The following is a 16784-nucleotide window of genomic DNA, read 5'->3' on the forward strand; positions in this document are numbered from 1 at the left end:
TGTGGACGTTCACGTATTTCCCCGGGGCTGAGTTCACGTAATTCCCCAGCCCCGGGCGCCGATGACGTCTACTTGACCGACGGCTTGGCGGGCTTGTCGGTGGGGTTCTTGGGGCGCTTGTTCGGACGGTAGCTGGGGCCGTTCATGATGACCTGGTGGCTGGTGTTGATGAGCCGGTCGAGGAGGGACTCGGCGACGACGGGGTTGGGGAAGAGGGGATACCAGTCGCTGGGGGCCCGGTTGCTCGTGATGATCAGGGACCGGCCCTGCCGCTCGCTGACCAGTTCGTAGAGGTCGTCGGCGTGGGCTGCGGAGAGCTGGCGCATGGCGAAGTCGTCGAGGATGAGCACGTCGGGCCGTACCAGTTCGCGGATCCGTTTCTCCCAGGTGCGGTCCGCGTGGCCGCCGGCGAGTTCGGCGAGGATCCGGCTGGTCTTGGCGAAGCGGACGTGGGCGCCCTGCCGGACGGCGAGGTGTCCCAGCGCCTGGGCGATATGCGTCTTGCCCACCCCGACCGGCCCGAAGAGAATTACGGACTCGCCCGCATGCAGCCAGCGCAGGGCGCCCAGGTCCCGGATCTGGGCGGCGGGCAGTTTCGAGGAGGCGGTGAAGTCGAACTCCTCCAGAGTGACCTGCTGCTCGAACTTGGCTCGCTGGAGCCTGCGTTGGAAGGCGACGGTCTCGCGGCGGGTGATCTCGTCCTGGCAGAGGACCTGAAGGAAGTCGAGGTGGCCGAGCTCGCCGCCGTGGGCTTGGGCGAGGCGGGCGTCGAGGGTCTCCAGCATCCCGGACAGCCTCAGGGACTTGAGTGACTCGCGCAGGGCGGTGTCCATCACGCTCATCGTGCCGCCACCTCGTCTTCGCCGTGGACCTGGTCGTCGCGGGTGTCCTCCGGGGTGTCCGGGGGTGCGACGGAGCCGAACAGTCCCTGGGGGCCGTGGAGGAAGGCCGCGGCGCCCGCGTCTCCGCTGGTCTCGGGCTCGGGATCGGTCTCGGTGCCGGCGACCAGGATGCCCTTGATGGTGCGGTAGGACGGGTCGCCGACCGTGATCGCTCTCGCGCAGGCGGCCTCCAGGCGTGTGTCGCCGTACTTCTTCCGCAGCCCGAGTACCCCCTGGGCAGCGCGGAGCCGGTAGAGCGCGTTGACCTCCAGCAGCTGGTCGACGACCTCGCGGCAGGCGTCGCCGATCTCGGACGCCTGGGTGCGGCACCAGATGGGCGTCTTCATCTGGAAGGCGATCTTCTCGGGCGGGTAGTCGCTCTTGTCGGTGCGTTTTCCCTGTCCAAGGGCCGCGTGGGTCTTGACCAGGTCGCCGTCGAGGAAGACCTGCACCATCGTGGCGGTGGAGCGGACGTCGACCTTGCGGCCGATCAGCTTCCAGGGCACGGAGTAGAGGGTGCGGCCGACCTTGATGTGGATGTCCGGGCCGACGGTGGCCGTCGACCAGCGGGCCAGGGTGAACGGGGTGGGCGGCAGTGGCAGCAGGGCGGCGGCCTCGACCGCACCGAACACGGCCATTGGGGCCGCCCCGCCCAGCGGCCGGCACTTCCGGCACCCGGCGACCTGCTGGGCCCAGGTGACGGCCTCGGTCTGCATGTGCTCGATCGAGGTGAACTCCCGCCCGCGCCAGAACGAGTCGCGGACGTAGGGCATGGGCCGCTCCACCCTGGGCTTGTCCTTCGGCTTCGAGGCTCTCGCCGGGTCCACCAACGCGCCGTAATGGGTGGCGAGTTCTGCATACGCCTTGTTGATTTTCGGGTCGTAGAGGTCGGGCTTGTCGACGCCGGTCTTCAGGTTGTCGGGCACCAGCCGGCGTGGGACGCCGTCGAAGTAGCGGAAGGCTGCGACGTGTGCCTCGGTCCACGCATGCTGGTCCAGATGCAGGACCGGCCGGACGAACATGTGCCGTGAGCAGGGCAGCACCATCACGAACGCCCAGACCCGGTGCCGTTTCCCGGTCGCCGGGTTGATCCACTGGCCCAGGAACCCGTAGTCGATCTGGGCTTCCTCGCCCGGTTCGACCTCGTCGCGCAGGACGGTGACCTGCGAGCGGCTCACCTCGTCGGGCAGCGTGGCGTGCACCCAGCGGCGGAAGGAGGAGATCGACACCTTCAGTTTGTGCTCGTCCCGCAGCCTCTGGTGGATCGTGGAGACCGTCACCGTTCCCAGCAAGTCCTTGATGTAGTCGCGGTGTTGGTCGATGTCGGACCAGGTGACTTGCCGCAGCCTCCTGTCGGCGAGGCCGGGGAACCACCCCTCGATCAGCCCGGCCCAGTCGGCCTCACTCATCGGCGGGCCGCCGGGGATGATCCCGGACGCCTCCGCGGGGGCCAGGTACTTCCTGACTGTCTTGCGGTCCACTCCCAGCGACGCGGCCAGTGCGCTCTTCGAGCGGCCTGCGTACCAGTGGACGTAGATCTCGGTGATGTCGACCACGACGAACGTTCTCCTTGCCATCCGGGCTGCCCATCGGCGTTCGGGACCCGCTGAGCGAGGGCCATCCGCAGCTCCGCGATGACCAGGTCCCTCGATCCCGGACTCCGCGCTACCCATGGCCAATAAGGGGGATTCCGGATAGAGAATGACGTAACACTCAAACCACCCAAGATGGGGAAAGCTTGATCGCTGGCAGTGCTGCACGATCACATGATTCGCCTGGAACCGGCCGACGGGCCTTCGGGCGAGGCCGCCCTCTTACAGGGCGCGGAAAAGCGTTCGACCACCGGCCCGGGATGGGCCATGATCCGCATTCGTGACGACGTCAAAGCAGCTCATGGTCCGGGCCGCCGCCCGCAACAACGCCGAGTGGTGCGCAGCGATGAGCCGATCGCACGGCCTGACGAGTGAGTTCGGCCCGCAGGCTTGGACCGCCCCGTCCCGCACGCCGCGGTACTACCCCGACGCGGTGACGCTCGTGCCGGGAGCCGAACCGGCCGCGCTTGCGGCGCGTATCGACACCATCACGCCGGGTGCCTCCGTCAAGGACAGCTTCGCCGATCTCGACCTGAGCGAGGTCGGCTTCCACGTCCTGTTCGAGGCGCAGTGGATCCACCGCCCGGCGAGCGCGTCCGCTGTCGCGCCGGTACTTGCCTGGGACGTGGCGGGCGCCCCGGACACACTGCGTGCCTGGGCACTGGCCTGGGACGACGGGGAGGGCAACGCAAGCCTATTCCGGCCCGAATTGCTCGACGACCCGGCCACCTTCGTGCTCGCCGGACGGTCCGCCAGCGGCCGGGTGGTCGCCGGTGCGGTGGCGAGCCGCAGCGACCATGTGGTCGGAATCTCCAACGTCTTCGCACCGGACGGCGGCCCTGACGCGGCTTGGCCAGTCGTACTGGACGCGGTGCACTGGCTGTTCCCCACTCTGCCGGTGGTGGGCTACGAACACGGCGACAACCTAGCGGCTGCCGTCCGCCACGGCTTCGAGCCGGTCGGTCCACTGCGGGTCTGGCTGCACGGATAGACCGGCTTCAAAGCAGTCCAGGCCCGCCGTTCGCGACCGCCGCCCCCACGGGGAAGCGTGACCGTGAAGGTGGGGAATTACCTGACGTCGAACCCGCCCAAAGTGGGGAATTCCATGACCGTCGACACCTGACAGGAAAACCGGTCGGCGTTGTCGGTGTGACCCTGCATGCTGGAGGTCCAACCGAGACGAAGGACCCCCGCAACCACCATGACGTTGAACTTCGATGCAGATCAACCGGTAGTTGGACTGAAGAGACAGCAAGCGCTGATCAAAGCCGTTCTCGGTGCCAGTAACGCTGATGAGACACGCTGGCTGGAGTGGAAGTCTCATCATGACGTGTCGAAGCCGGAAGGAGCCTTCGCCGTCTCGAAGGCGATCCTCGGGTTCGCCAACCGGATGCCCGACGTGGCAGCGCAGTGGGCCGAAGGCCACGCCTACCTCCTGGTCGGAGTCGAGGAAGAAGCGCTCCAGGGAGTTACAAGGCATGACATAGAGAAGGTCGATGCCTGGCTGGGGCGCTACATCGGCGACTTCGACCGATACCAGTTCACCTACGTGCCGTTCGACAACGGCGAAGGCCCGCGGCACGTCATGCTGGTCGACGTCTTCCCTCCGCGATGGGGCGATCCGGTTCACCCGCTCCGCAAGGAGTACCAGAACTTCTACGCGGGCACCGTCTTCCACCGGTACGCCGGAAAGACCCAGCCCGCGCGCGCAGCCGAGATCGATGCTCTGACGGAACGGGCCCGGCGCGCGGCCAAGCGCGTGAACGTCACCGTAGGCATTGCCGCCGGCGCCGTCGCTGTGGTGCCGCCCGCTGAAGACATGCGCACCAAGATCCTCGACGTCCTGCGTGAGAACCTGCTGAAGCAGCTCGACGCCAGGCGCCCTGCGAAGAAGACCAGCACGACAGGGGCCTTCCCGTACGCCCCGGCGTTCGACGTGTTCCGCGCCCTGCCCCCCATTGACTACCGCTCGCCCGATGAGTTCCGTGAGCAGGTTGAGGAGTACCTGCGCGACTTCGACACCGCAATGCAGCAGTCCTTCGTACAGGCGGTTGGCACAGCGGGGACGCCACTGCGGCTGAAGCTGACCAATCCTGGGGAGGAGAATCTCTTCAAGGTCGAAGTCGTGCTGAGTCTCCCCGATACGGTCCTCGCACACGTCACAGACGACGAAGAGGACATCGACTGGCCTGACGAGCCCGCAAAATACGGATCAGCGGCCCTTCCCGTCAGCCTCGGCGCCTTCCCGGGTATGGCTGCCCTGCGGGCACCAGCGTTTCGGCTGCCGCCCATCGACTCACCGTACATCGAGCACGAAGAGGGCCGCACAATCATCCGCTTCACGCCGGTCGACCTTCGACCCCACGAGACGGTCCCTCTCGATCCGATCACGCTCTACAGCACGCAGGAAGCAGTCGACTCCTTCGTCGGCGAGTGGCGCGCAACGGCAACGAACGTAAGCGGCACCGTGGGCCAACGTCTGCTCATCCCCGCACGGCACCTCGAAGTCGACCTGAACCAAGCGCTTCTTCCTCTGATCAATGTCGACGTCCAAGAACCTGGCCCGACCGGCGCCGCGGGGCCTACGCCGCGCTCATAGACGGGCCGCTGGACGGGTTGTTGCTGGACATCACGGGCTGGCGGCCGGAGGAAGTCGACGAGGGCGTAGCCCTGTCCACCGAGCTGTCGCGGTGGCCCGGAGGCCCACGCTCTGTACGACCCGCGCCGAACCCCGCGCCAACGTGTGACGCCCGTCTTGTTATTCACCATGGTCGCTACCGTCGGCATCCGGTTCATCTTCGGGCGCGTCTTCAACGTCACCTTGGGGTTCCAGCTGCTCTGCATCGTCATAGGGCGCATCGTCATCATCGGTCGGTTGCGACGCCGTGGTGGCGATGTCGAGCTTCGGCACGGAGTCGGCGAACTGCCGGGCGACCTTCTGCGCCGGGGTGCCGAACAGGGCCTGTAGCGCTGCCTGATTTTCGACGACCTGTCGGGCGAGTCGTGCAGCCGGGCCGTCGAACAGAGCTTGAAATCCTGCCTGATTTTCGGCGAGTTGCCGGGCGATCCTCTGCGCTGAGGTGTCGAACAGAGCTTCAAGCGCTGCCCGGTCATCGGTGAGCTGCCGGGCGAGTCGTGTCGCCGGGGTATCGATCAAGGCTTGCAGCGCTGCCCTGTCAGCAGTGAGCTTTTGAACCAGCCGGTTGGTGGCCAGGCCGAGCTCACGCATGGAAGGCGGCAGATGTTCGGTGACCACGCGTTCCGCAGAGGACTGCGCGGCGAGGAAATTCTGCTTCACATCTGCGGCAACGCCAGTGACTCGCTTCTTGAGGCCCTGCAGAATCCTCATGCACGGTTCGTCGTCAGTGTCCGGTGGCGAGGGCTCTTCTGTTGTGAGAAGAGTCGGTGTCTCATCGCCCTCGGTTGTCGAGAAGAGGACCTTCATGTGCCACACGCAGGCGATGTAGCGGGCGCTTGCGTCCTCTCCGTTGAGGGCGAGACCGTACAGCAGCCAGCTGGCCTTGGCCGTGTACCAGACGTCGCCTTCGATCTCGTGTCCCGTCACGTCCGTGACGCTGAGGAGATCGACCTCGGGTGAGGCGAGCCACTCACGCCACTCCACCCCGACGCCGGCGGTCCCCAGGCCGGCGAATCCGGTGGGGGAGCTGAGAACCTCTACGGCTGTCTGAGAAACCCGCTTCCGAACAGGCAGTGACCTCAGGAGCTCACCTGCGGCGGCCTCCGCGTCCGTCCCGGACACCTCTTTGGTGAACTGGGAGACGACCTGGTCGAAATCCTGTAGCAGGGTGAGCCGGTGTTCCATGCCGCGGATGTCTTCGTTCATCGGGTACGGGTAGCCGGTTCCGTCGGTGAAATCCGTGCTGTTGTTCGTGACGAGGTGGACGTGTTGGTCCGGGTTCTGTTCGAGGAATTCCAGGACGGAGAACCAGATCGCCGCATCGCGGCCGCCTTCGGAGTGGTCCTTGCCGCGCTTCGTCGGCGGCAGGGCCATGGCCTCCCGCTGGTACGCCCTGCGGATGGCTCCGTCGCTGGTCTCGATCACCTCGAATATCTCTCCGTAGACCTTCCGCCAGTGATCTAGGAAACGCTCCAGGTCCAGCGGTTCCAGCGAGATTTCCGGCTCCCAGGGAAGGATGTCTCGCAGCTTCTCCAGGGTGTTCAGGACAGCCTGGTGCCTGACCGGGTAGTGGTGCGCCTGGTGAGCGGCCATTTCCTCCAGCACCATCCACGGCACGGCGACCCTGTGGTGCCGCGATTGCCGCAGCTTCCGGATGATGTCGGCACGCGGTCCCTCTGGCGGCAGAAGATTCACGGCATTCGTATCGAAGATGATCAACCAGGCCTCCCCGTCTCAATGAGGAGGCAGTATCTCAATCGGAGCGGACGCGGGTGGCGAGCAGGGCGGCCCAACCTCACACCTCGCTGCCGGGAGACACCGTGACTACTTCTCTGAGCCGCGCTGGGCGATGGCGCGTCCGATGCTGTACCAGCTGGGCTCGACGGTGCCGTGAGGGAGGGGGCAGCCGAGCAGGCCGGCGAGGTGGGCCAGGGCATCGCCGGTGACGTAGCGGTCGGGGTCGGGGGATTGCAGGTGCCGTCGGATGAGGTCGTCCTCGACGCCCTGCTGCTGGAGAAAGGCGGCGATGGTGCCGATCAGCAGCTGGCTGTGGGCGTGAGCGTCGGTGAGGGCGTACGACACCAGACGCTGCCACTCGCGCAGGCATGCGCCGTACTCGCGGCCTACCTGTACCGCCCGGTGGCAGTAGCTCGAGGTCCAGCGGCAGTGCTGCTCGACCGCCGCCAGCAGCTCCTGGGGCACGGCGTCGGCTGTCCAGCTCGGCGCCGGGGCGGCTCTCGTCGCGCCTTGGGCAGGGGGAAGGCAGTCGCGGATCTGCTGCAGTCCTGCTGTGTAGGTGACCTTGTGCTGGTCGCGGTACTGGCGTGCTTGGTTCTTACGGGCGTGTGAACTCATGGCTGGTTCCTTGTGCGCCCTCCCGTGATGTGGCGCTGTCGGTGGCCAGGCCACGTGAGCGTCCGTCGCGATGATGCGGTGCATCTGGGGCTTACGGTGTCGCCGGTCACGGGTCCGGTCGCTCTTCAGCCGAGGCACCGTCGCGGCGGGCTGGGGCGGCACCATCATGCCCAACGAGCCTCCGCCGCAGGGAGTCACGCCGCCACGGCTAGCTGCTGGATGCCGGCACCGTGGGCGGCAGCGGTATGTCGTAACGCCCGAAGAGCTCTCGGAAGAAGCCAGCGACTGCCCGAGGGCCGGCACTCCGGTCGAGCTCGTGGCCACCGAAGCGGTAGACCTCGTATCCGGAGAGCTTCAACTGCCGGTCTTCCGACACCATCTGGGCATACAGTTCGGGGCTCGCCTTGCCGTTGATCGAGTAGTGCTGGTGGCCGTCGACCTCCAGGACCACCCGAACTCTGTTGGGCAGCAGCAGGAGGAAGTCCATACGCTGCCTAGCCAAGGGGCCAGGCGCGACCCGGGCCTTCGCGGTGTAGGGGTCGTAGTGGAGATACACCTGGGGAATCAGAGCGGGCAGAGCAGGCCCTCCCTCCCGGAAGTACAGGGCCGCGTACGTGTGGAACAGGACTTCTTCCGGCGGGGAGGCGAGCGAGTCCGCGAGCCGTGCGCACAGAGTCCTGGAGGCGGCCTCCTGGTCACCTGCCACGGCGGGGTTCGTCTGCTGCCACCAGCTGACGAGCTCGGCCCATGACAGGCCGGCGGCGACGAGAGGCCGGGTGTACGTCAGGCAGTACTGGGCGTTGCGGACGATGTCGAGGCGGTTGTTGACCGCGTCACGCAGAACGATCTCAGGCTTGGGGCCGTTAGCGGCAAAGATCAGGTTCTTGAACTCTCCGTCGACGCTGGTCATGCCCAAGGAAGCGAGGACCTGCTCCAGCTCCGGTGCTTCGTACTCGTCGAGGAGCTTGCGAGCGATTGTGGTCAGCTCTGGCACCGCCAGCGGTCGCAGCCGCTTCATGACGTAGCGGTACTTGCTCCCGAAGGCCTCGCTCTCTTCTCCCGGAGCAAGCCCCAGACGTACGCATTCGCCTGGGACCTCGTACGACTTCAACTCGGCAACAGCGCTGGCTATGGCGGAACGCAGCGTTTCGGGCTTCACCGCATCTCCCATCCCCCCGAGGCTACTGGTCTGCACCGACATACCGGGCACACGATGGGCCGTCTGTTCGGCGCCTTCGGTTTCAGTGTGGAGTGATTAGTGGATCGCCGGTCGCGGGGCTTTTGGCTCGATATGGGTCGGTGAGGAGGTTCTGCGTTGCCCGTTGGGCTCGCCAGCGTGCGGCGGCCATGCTCGGGGCATGGCCTGCTTTGTAGTGCACGGGCGTGCCGTCCGTGTGTTGCCAGCGGAGCGACCATCCCCACAGTCCGAGGGTCGTGGCCTGGCTCCACAAGGGGCGTCCGTCGAAGGGCCGCCGGTCGATCTTGGCCCATACCAGCAGGTCGGTTCCCGGCACGGGGACTCGCGCGCTGGCACAGAGATGGTCGGCTCCGGCTGCCTGCCACAAGAGTGGGGCGGGGAGCGCGTCGGCTGCGGACAGCTCTGCCGCGTATACGATCAGGTCGGCAATCCTCGTTCAGCCGGTTTTCAGCCTCAAACTCCGCCATCGTGCTCGCCTGGAATTCACGGCTTCCGGCCGCTGCCTCCTCCACCAGTTCCAGGGCAAGGGCGACCATGTCGTGGTCGACCGACAGCGCGATCCCCAGCTCCCGCAGTTCCTGCGGCGTCAATTGCTCCAGCAGGGTCTGCAGGTGACCTGCCACCGCTGTGCTTGTCTGGCCCAGCCGGGGCAGTTCGACGTCGGGAACCGGCGGGTGGCCCCACACGCGGGCTACCTTCCACAGATCCAGCAGCTCTCGGACGTCGTCCACGCCTTCCATCTGCTCGGCGAAGTCGAGGGCCGCGTCGAGCACCGCGAGAGTGGTCGTGTTTTCATCGGCGGCGGGGCGACCGGCGAACCGGCACAGCGCCGCCGCCCGTCCGTTGACCGGCCCCAGCACCAGGCTGGCATTTTCGAACCTCTGCGCCATTGAGCCTTCTCCAGTTGATGTCGACGGCGAGCTGTGGCCTGTCACCGGGCTGTCTCCTGAGTTCACCGGCGGGGACGGTGGCGGTGGGCTCCCCACGCGTAGGCCAGGTCGTCCAGGAAGGTGTCTTCCAGTTCTCCGTCCCATAGCCCTTGCAGCAGGAGCGGGGTGGTCTCCAGCCGTTCGCAGAGCACGAGGCTTTCGGGCTGGCCGACCAGCGCGTACCGGCCGTATTCGGCGGGAGCGCTGCCCGGCCCGTACGCGCGCAGCATCTTCTCCAGCCGCTCGCGATGCCGGTCGGCGAATGTCTCCAGGTGTTGGGCGTAGTCGGCCCGTTCTTCATCCCGTACGGCGCTGAGGGCCACGGCCAGGATCTCCTCCGACGCCTCGGGGTCGAAGAAGTGGGCCGGGTCGGCGCATGCCCACGTACACCGCCGCGCTGCCGCCCGGACCTCCTCCGCATCGAGCACCGCGGCCGCGGCCGGGGCCGGCGCCTCGGCCTGGGCGCGGGAATTCTGCTGCCGGATTCGGGCGAGCTGCAGGGCGTTGGACTCGGCACGCCCGAGCTGGGAAGCGGTGGTGTCGGCGATCTGCAGGAGTTGACTTGCGACTGCCCGTACGCCCTTGAACCAGCCGTCTTCGAAAGCCTGCTCCGACCCGTGCGGGGGGCTGTTCTCGGAGATCCAGGTGTGGGCGCCGGCTACCGCCCCGGCCTCCAGCTTCGAGACGAGCTCGTTCACCTGGGCCGGGGAGACCCCGGCCAGGGTGAGCGCCTCGAGCACGCTGATACGCGCGGTCACCGCCTCGCTCTGGTACTGGCTGATGCGGGCCAGCTCTTCTCCGTACGCGTCGTGCTGCTCGGTGCTCATGCTGCTCCTCCCTTGCCATTCAGGGACCGTTGGTGCCCCAGTGCGGGTCGCGCTCGGGCGTGGTGACCGGCTCGGGGGCCGGTCGATGGACGAGTTGCCAGCTGGCTCGCGGCGCGGTGACGACGTGGGCCAGGACGAGGACGGCCTGGCGGATGGTCCCGCCCCAGGCCCACGGCCCGGCGAAACGCACCTGGTCCTGCGCCCAGTCACCGAGCCGCCGCCACGGGCGCACCCGTCCTGCCCCATAGCCGGTCAGCAACGCCACAACAGCCACGACGGCCGTGAACCCGGTCATGCCCCCTCCACGCGGTGCGGGGTGAACGGGGCGACCACCACGACGCCGTCTTCGTCCGTCCGGACGTTCTCGGCGAGTTGAGCGAGGACCTGCTCGGGCTCAAGGCCCGCGCGGGCCGCGATGGCGCGCAGGCGGCGGCTGGTGTCCGCGGACAGCCAGACCTGCGCCCGCAGCTCGCCCTTCGCCTCCCGGCGCTCCCGCATCCACGCGGCGTGCCGGTCCACAGCGCCTCGTCGCCGTGCGTCACGCTCCTGCGCCCAGGCCACGCCCTGAGCGTCCTGCCCGGGGTCGTACACCTGCTGGCCGGACGCCTTCAGCAGGGCGGCGATCCGGCGCCATTCGGCGTGTTTGGCCGCCCACAGCTGCGCCAGGCGCTCGGGGTCGGGCGCGAACGGCCCGCCCTCGGTCTCCGCGGGAGCGTGCAGCTGCTGGGTCTCCCGCTCGCGCCGGGCCGCTTCCGCGACCTTCTCCGCCACCTGCGCCACGTTCAGACCATGGCCCTGCCGCCGGGCGGCGTCCCGGGCCACGTCTTCCCTACTCCACATCCCAAATCCTCCTACGCCGCGCAGTCGATCCCGGCGGCCTGGCGGATCGTCCCGCCCCGGACCCACGGGCCAGCGGAGCGCACCTGGTCCTTTGCCCGGCCACCGAGCTGCCGCCATGGGCGTAACCGGTCGGCTCCATAGCCGACCAGCCACGCCACGCCAGCGATGACGGCCACGAGCGTCGTCATCGGTCCTCCGTCACTCCGTCGTCGTCGGTCCCGGTGCCGCCGTTGGCTCCGGTGAGGTCCTCGCACACCCGGAGGCTGAGACTGACGGCGGCCGCGTCGATGCGTGCCCATTGCTCGTCTGTGAGGTCGGGCAGCAGTGCGCCGAGGTGGTGGAGAGCGAACGCGACGATCCCCGGTGCCACGTGGCCGAGGAGGTTGGAGACGCCGGCGGAGTGGGCGTCGCGGTGGAGATCGCCGCCGCCGGACAGCCGATACGCGAGTTCATACGCATACGCGGCCTTCTCACAGATGGTGGTGTCCGCCAGGCCCCGTACGCCTCCGCGGCAGTCCTGGGTGAACAGCAGCTGCTCGATAGCGGCGCCGGGCACCGTGCCGCCGGTCGCGGTGGTGACGTCTTTCATGCCCACTCAACTCCCAAATCAGCCAGGGCGGTGCGCTTGTCAGCGGTGAGTTTGGCGCGCCTCGCTTTTGTGTTCGATAGGAATACGCCGAGCTTGACCTGGGTCCCGTCCGGCAGGGCCTCTACGTGGGCCCTGGGAGGCTTCACAGAGCCCGTGCGGGCCTTGTACTGCGCCAGGGCCACGATGCCCCGCTCGAAGGCCCCCAGGGCTGTCTTGGGCGGCTTCGCGGGCGTTTCCGGCTCCGGTGGCAGCGGTTCGACGCCGAGTTGGACCAGGCGCTCGCGCTGCCCGTCGCTGAGCAGCTCCCAGTTCTCGCGCTGCGTCTTCATCCACGCATGGACGTCCGGGTCGCCGAAGGTGACACCGGGCACGATCTCGGCCAGCGCCGCCTCATCCGCGAGCATGCTGGCCAGCGCCGCATACCGGCGTTGCCAGTCGATGGGCCAGTCCGGATTCCAGTCGGGGTCGATGCTCTCCAGCGCCGTGCGGCGTTCGGCCGCGCGGGCCTCGTCCTTGCCCAGGCCCCCCGTCTTGCGGAGATTGGCCAGCCACTGGCCGACCGGCACGCCATCGACGACTGCGTCCTTGGGCGCGGCGAGGGTTCCGTGGACCGCGTGATACACCCGGGCCGCAGCCAAGTTCTTGTAGAACCGGGCGTCAGCGACGGACCAGACCATGCCCAGCTCCTCCAGCAGCTCGGCGCGCCACGGCTTCAGCGTCCCGAGACGGAACTGCCGCCGCTGCTCGCTGACCCAGGCCCCCAGCGCATACGTCCCGCCGTCGCCCTCGTGGCCATCGCCTTCGGTCGTGCCGATGGGCACCACGGCGTCCAACGGCACCTGCGCATCCCCGTGGGCCTTCACCCACTTGCGCAGGGCGTTGAGGCCGGAGAGCCAGACCTCGGAGTCGGGCCGCAGCACGCGGGTGCGCAGGAAGGCCGCGATGACGTCGGGGTTCCGGGGCAGGGAGAACCGCAGCAACGGCACCCCAGCGGCCTCCGACTCGCTCTCTCCCTCCTCCAGGCCGCCGTTGGCCTCCCTGCTCCCGTCGTTCTCCTCGAGGTCCTCGCCGACGTCGGCGGCGGCCGCGCCGGCGCTGTCGTCCGCAACTGCCTCTTCTTCCCCTTCGTCTTCGCCGGTGTCCTCGTGCTGCGGATCGAGGGCGACTACAGAGGTGGCGTGTCCGCTGGAGGTGGAAGTTCGCAGTGCCATGCGCTCGAGGATGCGGTCGTCGTGTGCACGGAGCCCTTGGAGTACGGCGACGAGCGGTCGGTAGCTGGCGGAGGCCATCATGTCTTCGGGGTCTTCCCCGGGCTTCAGAAAGATGGGCACGATCAGCCGTGCGACCTTCCCCTCACCTGGCTGCTGGCGCAGGCCCCGGCCGGCGATCTGCACAATCCACACCGGAGAGCCCTGGGTGTCGGCGAAGACAACACCGCCGACTCCACGCTTGCCGCGGATGTCCACGCCCTCGCCGAGCACCCGACAGGACGCCAGGATCCCCATGTCGGTCACCCACCCCTCGGCATCCAGACCATCGCCGAACCGGTCCAGCACCACCCGCCGATGGACCGCCGGGTGCTCCCCGCACAGCCACTCCGCCCCCACCCGCTTCGGATAGGCCACCGGATCCACCTCGTACAGCTCAGCCGCGGTCTCCGGCAACGCACGGGCAAACGCGAGCGCATCCAGGGTGCGGCTGTGGAACGTCATCAACGACCGCACACCCGTGTCGTCGGCGTGCTTGAGCAACGCGGCCTGCAACGCGGCCAGCCGCCGGCCCCGCTGCTCCTCCAGCGACGCGTCCGGGCCGGGGGACTCGGGGTCACGGATCTCCAGCACGTCGATCTCGAACGAGGCAAGGATCCCCCGCTCGATACTCTCCATCAGCCCCAGCTCGTACAGAACCGGGCCGTAGAGCTCGACATCGTCCATCGACGCCACCAGACGCCCGCCCAAGCCCTCTGAACCGTCCTCAGAGCCACTTTGCGCGCCCTTCCGGCCCGCAGTCCCAGCGGCGCTTGGAACGGCTTCCCACAGTCTCGGTGTGGCCGTCATATACAGCCGCCGCACCGACGGGATCCGCTCCTGATCGTGAACCGCCGCCCACGCCTTCCCGATATCCCCCGACGTCCGGTGCGCCTCATCGACCACCAGGAGGTCGAACGGGGCCATGCGCTCCCCGGATGCCCCGCGCATGGCCCGCTCCAGCACCCCTGGAACCGCCGCGTCTTCGTCCTCGTCCTGATCGTCTTCCGGCTCTTCCGCGGCCTTCGGCGACAGGCTCGCGTAGGTCGCGAACACCACCATCGGCCCGCTCCGCGCCCACCGCGCCAGCTGAGAGGGACTGGTCGTGCACCGCACCCCCATCGCCTCCAGTAGCGGGTCAGAATCCAGGCTGCACACCGCCACCGCCGGGCCCGAATGCCCCACCACACGCCACGCCTCGACCGTCTGCGTGAGCAGTTCCAGCGTCGGCACCACGATCCCCACAAGCCCCCGGGGCGCCATCCGCAACGCCGCCGCAGCCGCCGTGATCGACTTGCCCGACCCCGTTGACGAGACGACCTGTCCACGCAGCCCCCGGGCAGGCACAACCCCGTCCGCAGGGACCGAAAGCCCCCGAATGATCGCGTCGACAGCCTCTACTTGATGAGGCCGAAGTTTAATTCCACTCAATTCAATGACCCCTCGCTCGGCAGCAGTACGCTGATTTCCTGTAACCGGCCATCCTTTTCTCCCGTCCCGTACAGCCAGCATTCCTCAAGCCGATTCCAGCCGCGCCCGGTTCACCCGCAGGCCGCGTGCGGAATGCAGGCCGCACCCAAGTCGTTCCAGATCGACGCGCCCGCCTTGTGCCAGCCGCCGGGCTTTCCGTCCTTGAAGGGCGGCTCGTCATCCGGGTCGTAGTGCCCGGCATCGAGCGTGCAGACGATGACGTCCCCGTCGCTGTTCCTCGTGCGCGCGGTGCACAGACCGCCGGCCTCGCCCAGCGCCTCCAGCACCCGGCGCCGCTCGGTGGTGTTCGGGTGCGTGCGCGGCAGCACGGTCTCCCGGACGAACGCCTCCAGCCGCACCAGGTCGGTCCGTTCACGCTGCCGCACGTCCGCGATATGTACGGCCAGTTCAGCGGCCCCGGCAGACCGGCCGCCGCGTCGTGCCCAGTCCCGGTCTGCGATGCCCACCAGGGCCTCGCTCACGGCCGTCACGCCTTCGTCCCAGCCGTCCGTGAACAGCGCGCCCCGAGAGGCCGGCGCCATGCCGTCCAGCTCGACCACCTCGGACTGCGCCCCGGCGACCGCCCCGGCCTCCAGCGCAGCGACCAGCTCGTCCGCCTCGCTCGCGGGCACGCCTTGGGCGGCCAGGAGGGCGAACAGCTTCAACCGGGCGTTGGCGCCCGCAGTTTGGTACTGGCTCACCCGCCGCACGGGATCAGCGCTCAGGTCTCCGGCAGACGCGGGAGTGTCCTGATGCCCGGTCACCGCTCGGTCCTCGGGTTCGTGACGGCCAGGCCGTGGTGGTCCAGGTAGGCCAGGAGGAACAGGGCCAGGGCGCGACCGGCGTCGCTGGCGTGCTGGATGTAGGGCCTTTCGCTGGTCCAGCCGAACGTGGCCTGGTGGGGCCGCGGCCGTCCGCTGCCGTGCGGGTCAGGGAAGACGACGGCGCGGGTGAAGAAGTCGTCCAGGCGGCTGAGCAGGTCCGCATCCGGGTCCTCCGGCTCACGCCCGACCACGGTGGTGGTCGCGTTCTCCAGGATGGTGGTCAGGTACCGCCGGCGGGCTTCCTCCTGCCGCCGGAACTCGCTGGACCAATGCTCCTCGACCACCTCCACCACGCGGTACATGCCCTGGTCCCCGTACAGGCCGCCCGGCTTCTCCAGCGCCTCGCGGGCCTTGGCCACGGCATCCTCGACCGACCGCCCGTAGACGTAGTTCGTCAGCAAGGCGGCGCCGGGGTGCGCCGGATCGGTCCGCTGCGCCACGATCCGGTAGCTGATCAGCTCCGGATCCGGCCCCACCGCCGTTCCGCTCCCACCTTCCTGACGCTCCCGCAGCTCCTGGTGCCAGCGGTGCACTTCCGGGTCGCTCTCGGGGGAGTAGGTTTCCCACCCCGCGCGGGTCATCAAGGTCCAGATGCGCTTCAGCTCCTTCCGCCGGACCGCCGCCAGGTGATCCGGCGTGCTGAGCGGCCGTCGCTGGTCCTCTTGGTGCTCCGGGCCACCGGCGGCCACCCATCGCTGGTGGATCTGCTCCGCAGTCAGCCCGGAAACCTCACGATGGATTTCCTCCCGCGCCGTAAGACGCGCTTCGAAGCTCAGGGAATTCATGTCGCCTTCCTTGCTTTCAGTTCATGTCGGCGTCTTGTTTATCCGCGCAGTGGGTGGAGTTGTGAGTGCTGAGACTGTGCAGGTGCACTGACTGATGGATGTATTGCGTCGGCCAGTGGCGATGCGCAGAGTTGATCATCGACCTAGGCTCTGGCCTGAGGTGGTGTTCTGTTTTCACAGACTCTACCCGGCATCATGGAGTGATGCAGCAGGTTCGCAAGAGTGGACACGAAAGAGGTACGTCCGGTATCGTCGCCTGGGCACAACACCGCACGCAACTGTTGAGAGCGCTGATGACACTGGGTCAGTGACGCTCGCCCTACCTGCCGGGCTCCGCGCTTGACGGACAACCTCCGCGACCCCTCCTCCTGGCCCGCTAATTCCTAACCCCCGCCCAAGCGAGTCCGGTTAATATGCGATCAGCGCAACCTCGGACCCCTCAAGGAGGCCAGTCACTCGCCGAACTAACATTGCGTCAATTCGCGCGGCGGCATGAATTCCGTAGGAATTCATAAACAATTCCGTAGGAATTGTTTTAAACCCCGGAGGGGTTTATCTTCTTGACGACACGTAGTGTCGTGCGTCGTTCCTCCGGAGGAGGACGCGCGC

Annotated in this window: 16 protein-coding genes; 3 read left to right on the plus strand and 13 right to left on the minus strand. The window is 67.8% G+C overall.

Translation table 11 applies throughout. The annotated features are described in order from the left end of the window. Positions 1 to 68: 68 nt before the first annotated feature. Positions 69 to 842 (minus strand): IS21-like element helper ATPase IstB, encoded by a 774-nt coding sequence (istB, locus tag KN815_RS34710; protein ID WP_216345823.1) that lies wholly within the window; start codon positions 840 to 842, stop codon positions 69 to 71. Continuing rightward, positions 839 to 2437, minus strand: a complete 1599-nt coding sequence (gene istA / locus KN815_RS34715) for an IS21 family transposase (RefSeq protein WP_216345824.1) — start codon at positions 2435 to 2437, stop codon at positions 839 to 841. The genes istB and istA overlap by 4 nt, the downstream gene beginning before the upstream one ends. Before the next feature lie 316 nt (positions 2438 to 2753). Between istA and KN815_RS34720 the strand changes: the two genes are divergently transcribed. Both KN815_RS34720 and KN815_RS34725 read left to right on the plus strand, forming a co-directional pair. Further along, positions 2754 to 3464 (plus strand): hypothetical protein, encoded by a 711-nt coding sequence (locus KN815_RS34720; RefSeq protein WP_216345825.1) that lies wholly within the window; start codon positions 2754 to 2756, stop codon positions 3462 to 3464. 210 nt (positions 3465 to 3674) lie between these two features. Further along, complete coding sequence (locus tag KN815_RS34725) at positions 3675 to 5072, plus strand: hypothetical protein (protein ID WP_216345826.1); 1398 nt, start codon at positions 3675 to 3677, stop codon at positions 5070 to 5072. 159 nt (positions 5073 to 5231) lie between these two features. Here KN815_RS34725 and KN815_RS34730 read toward each other — a convergent pair whose 3' ends face one another. The 3 genes from KN815_RS34730 to KN815_RS34740 all read right to left on the minus strand — a co-directional run bounded on the left by KN815_RS34730 (position 5232) and on the right by KN815_RS34740 (position 8637). Then, entirely contained in the window at positions 5232 to 6830 is a 1599-nt protein-coding gene (locus tag KN815_RS34730; protein ID WP_216345827.1) for a PIN domain-containing protein, read from the minus strand. A 105-nt stretch (positions 6831 to 6935) separates the two neighbouring features. Further along, positions 6936 to 7466, minus strand: coding sequence for a hypothetical protein (locus KN815_RS34735; protein ID WP_216345828.1), 531 nt, complete (start codon positions 7464 to 7466; stop codon positions 6936 to 6938). A gap of 208 nt (positions 7467 to 7674) precedes the next feature. Next, positions 7675 to 8637 (minus strand): hypothetical protein, encoded by a 963-nt coding sequence (locus tag KN815_RS34740; RefSeq protein WP_216345829.1) that lies wholly within the window; start codon positions 8635 to 8637, stop codon positions 7675 to 7677. Positions 8638 to 9203: 566 nt separating this feature from the next. Here KN815_RS34740 and KN815_RS34745 point away from each other — a divergent pair. Further along, positions 9204 to 9557 (plus strand): hypothetical protein, encoded by a 354-nt coding sequence (locus KN815_RS34745; RefSeq protein WP_216345830.1) that lies wholly within the window; start codon positions 9204 to 9206, stop codon positions 9555 to 9557. A gap of 59 nt (positions 9558 to 9616) precedes the next feature. Here the strand turns inward: KN815_RS34745 and KN815_RS34750 are convergent, their stop codons facing one another. From KN815_RS34750 to KN815_RS34785, 8 genes are all read right to left on the minus strand, one after another. After that, a complete protein-coding gene (locus tag KN815_RS34750; protein WP_216345831.1) occupies positions 9617 to 10420 on the minus strand; it encodes a hypothetical protein in 804 nt (267 codons plus the stop codon). Positions 10421 to 10439: 19 nt separating this feature from the next. Continuing rightward, a complete protein-coding gene (locus KN815_RS34755; protein WP_216345832.1) occupies positions 10440 to 10715 on the minus strand; it encodes a hypothetical protein in 276 nt (91 codons plus the stop codon). Further along, positions 10712 to 11260 (minus strand): hypothetical protein, encoded by a 549-nt coding sequence (locus tag KN815_RS34760; protein WP_216345833.1) that lies wholly within the window; start codon positions 11258 to 11260, stop codon positions 10712 to 10714. Before KN815_RS34760 ends, KN815_RS34755 begins: the two co-directional genes overlap by 4 nt. 11 nt (positions 11261 to 11271) lie before the next feature. Further along, a complete protein-coding gene (locus KN815_RS34765; RefSeq protein WP_216345834.1) occupies positions 11272 to 11448 on the minus strand; it encodes a hypothetical protein in 177 nt (58 codons plus the stop codon). Beyond that, a complete protein-coding gene (locus KN815_RS34770; RefSeq protein WP_216345835.1) occupies positions 11445 to 11849 on the minus strand; it encodes a hypothetical protein in 405 nt (134 codons plus the stop codon). Before KN815_RS34770 ends, KN815_RS34765 begins: the two co-directional genes overlap by 4 nt. Further along, a complete protein-coding gene (locus tag KN815_RS34775) occupies positions 11846 to 14527 on the minus strand; it encodes a DEAD/DEAH box helicase (protein WP_216345836.1) in 2682 nt (893 codons plus the stop codon). The genes KN815_RS34770 and KN815_RS34775 overlap by 4 nt, the downstream gene beginning before the upstream one ends. A 110-nt stretch (positions 14528 to 14637) precedes the next feature. Beyond that, a complete protein-coding gene (locus tag KN815_RS34780) occupies positions 14638 to 15267 on the minus strand; it encodes a hypothetical protein (RefSeq protein ID WP_253209420.1) in 630 nt (209 codons plus the stop codon). A 59-nt stretch (positions 15268 to 15326) separates the two neighbouring features. Then, positions 15327 to 16175, minus strand: a complete 849-nt coding sequence (locus tag KN815_RS34785; protein WP_253209421.1) for a hypothetical protein — start codon at positions 16173 to 16175, stop codon at positions 15327 to 15329. Between the last annotated feature and the right edge of the window lie 609 nt (positions 16176 to 16784).

It is taken from the genome of Streptomyces niphimycinicus, from assembly GCF_018883605.1.
Taxonomy (GTDB): domain Bacteria; phylum Actinomycetota; class Actinomycetes; order Streptomycetales; family Streptomycetaceae; genus Streptomyces; species Streptomyces niphimycinicus.

Coding starts and splice junctions, on each gene's coding strand:
- istB (WP_216345823.1), bottom strand. CDS start 842: ATGAGCGTGATGGACACCGCCCTGCGCGAGTCACTCAAGTCCCTGAGG.
- KN815_RS34725 (WP_216345826.1), top strand. CDS start 3,675: ATGACGTTGAACTTCGATGCAGATCAACCGGTAGTTGGACTGAAGAGA.
- KN815_RS34735 (WP_216345828.1), bottom strand. CDS start 7,466: ATGAGTTCACACGCCCGTAAGAACCAAGCACGCCAGTACCGCGACCAG.
- KN815_RS34740 (WP_216345829.1), bottom strand. CDS start 8,637: ATGGGAGATGCGGTGAAGCCCGAAACGCTGCGTTCCGCCATAGCCAGC.
- KN815_RS34750 (WP_216345831.1), bottom strand. CDS start 10,420: ATGAGCACCGAGCAGCACGACGCGTACGGAGAAGAGCTGGCCCGCATC.
- KN815_RS34755 (WP_216345832.1), bottom strand. CDS start 10,715: ATGACCGGGTTCACGGCCGTCGTGGCTGTTGTGGCGTTGCTGACCGGC.
- KN815_RS34760 (WP_216345833.1), bottom strand. CDS start 11,260: ATGTGGAGTAGGGAAGACGTGGCCCGGGACGCCGCCCGGCGGCAGGGC.
- KN815_RS34765 (WP_216345834.1), bottom strand. CDS start 11,448: ATGACGACGCTCGTGGCCGTCATCGCTGGCGTGGCGTGGCTGGTCGGC.
- KN815_RS34770 (WP_216345835.1), bottom strand. CDS start 11,849: ATGAAAGACGTCACCACCGCGACCGGCGGCACGGTGCCCGGCGCCGCT.
- KN815_RS34785 (WP_253209421.1), bottom strand. CDS start 16,175: ATGAATTCCCTGAGCTTCGAAGCGCGTCTTACGGCGCGGGAGGAAATC.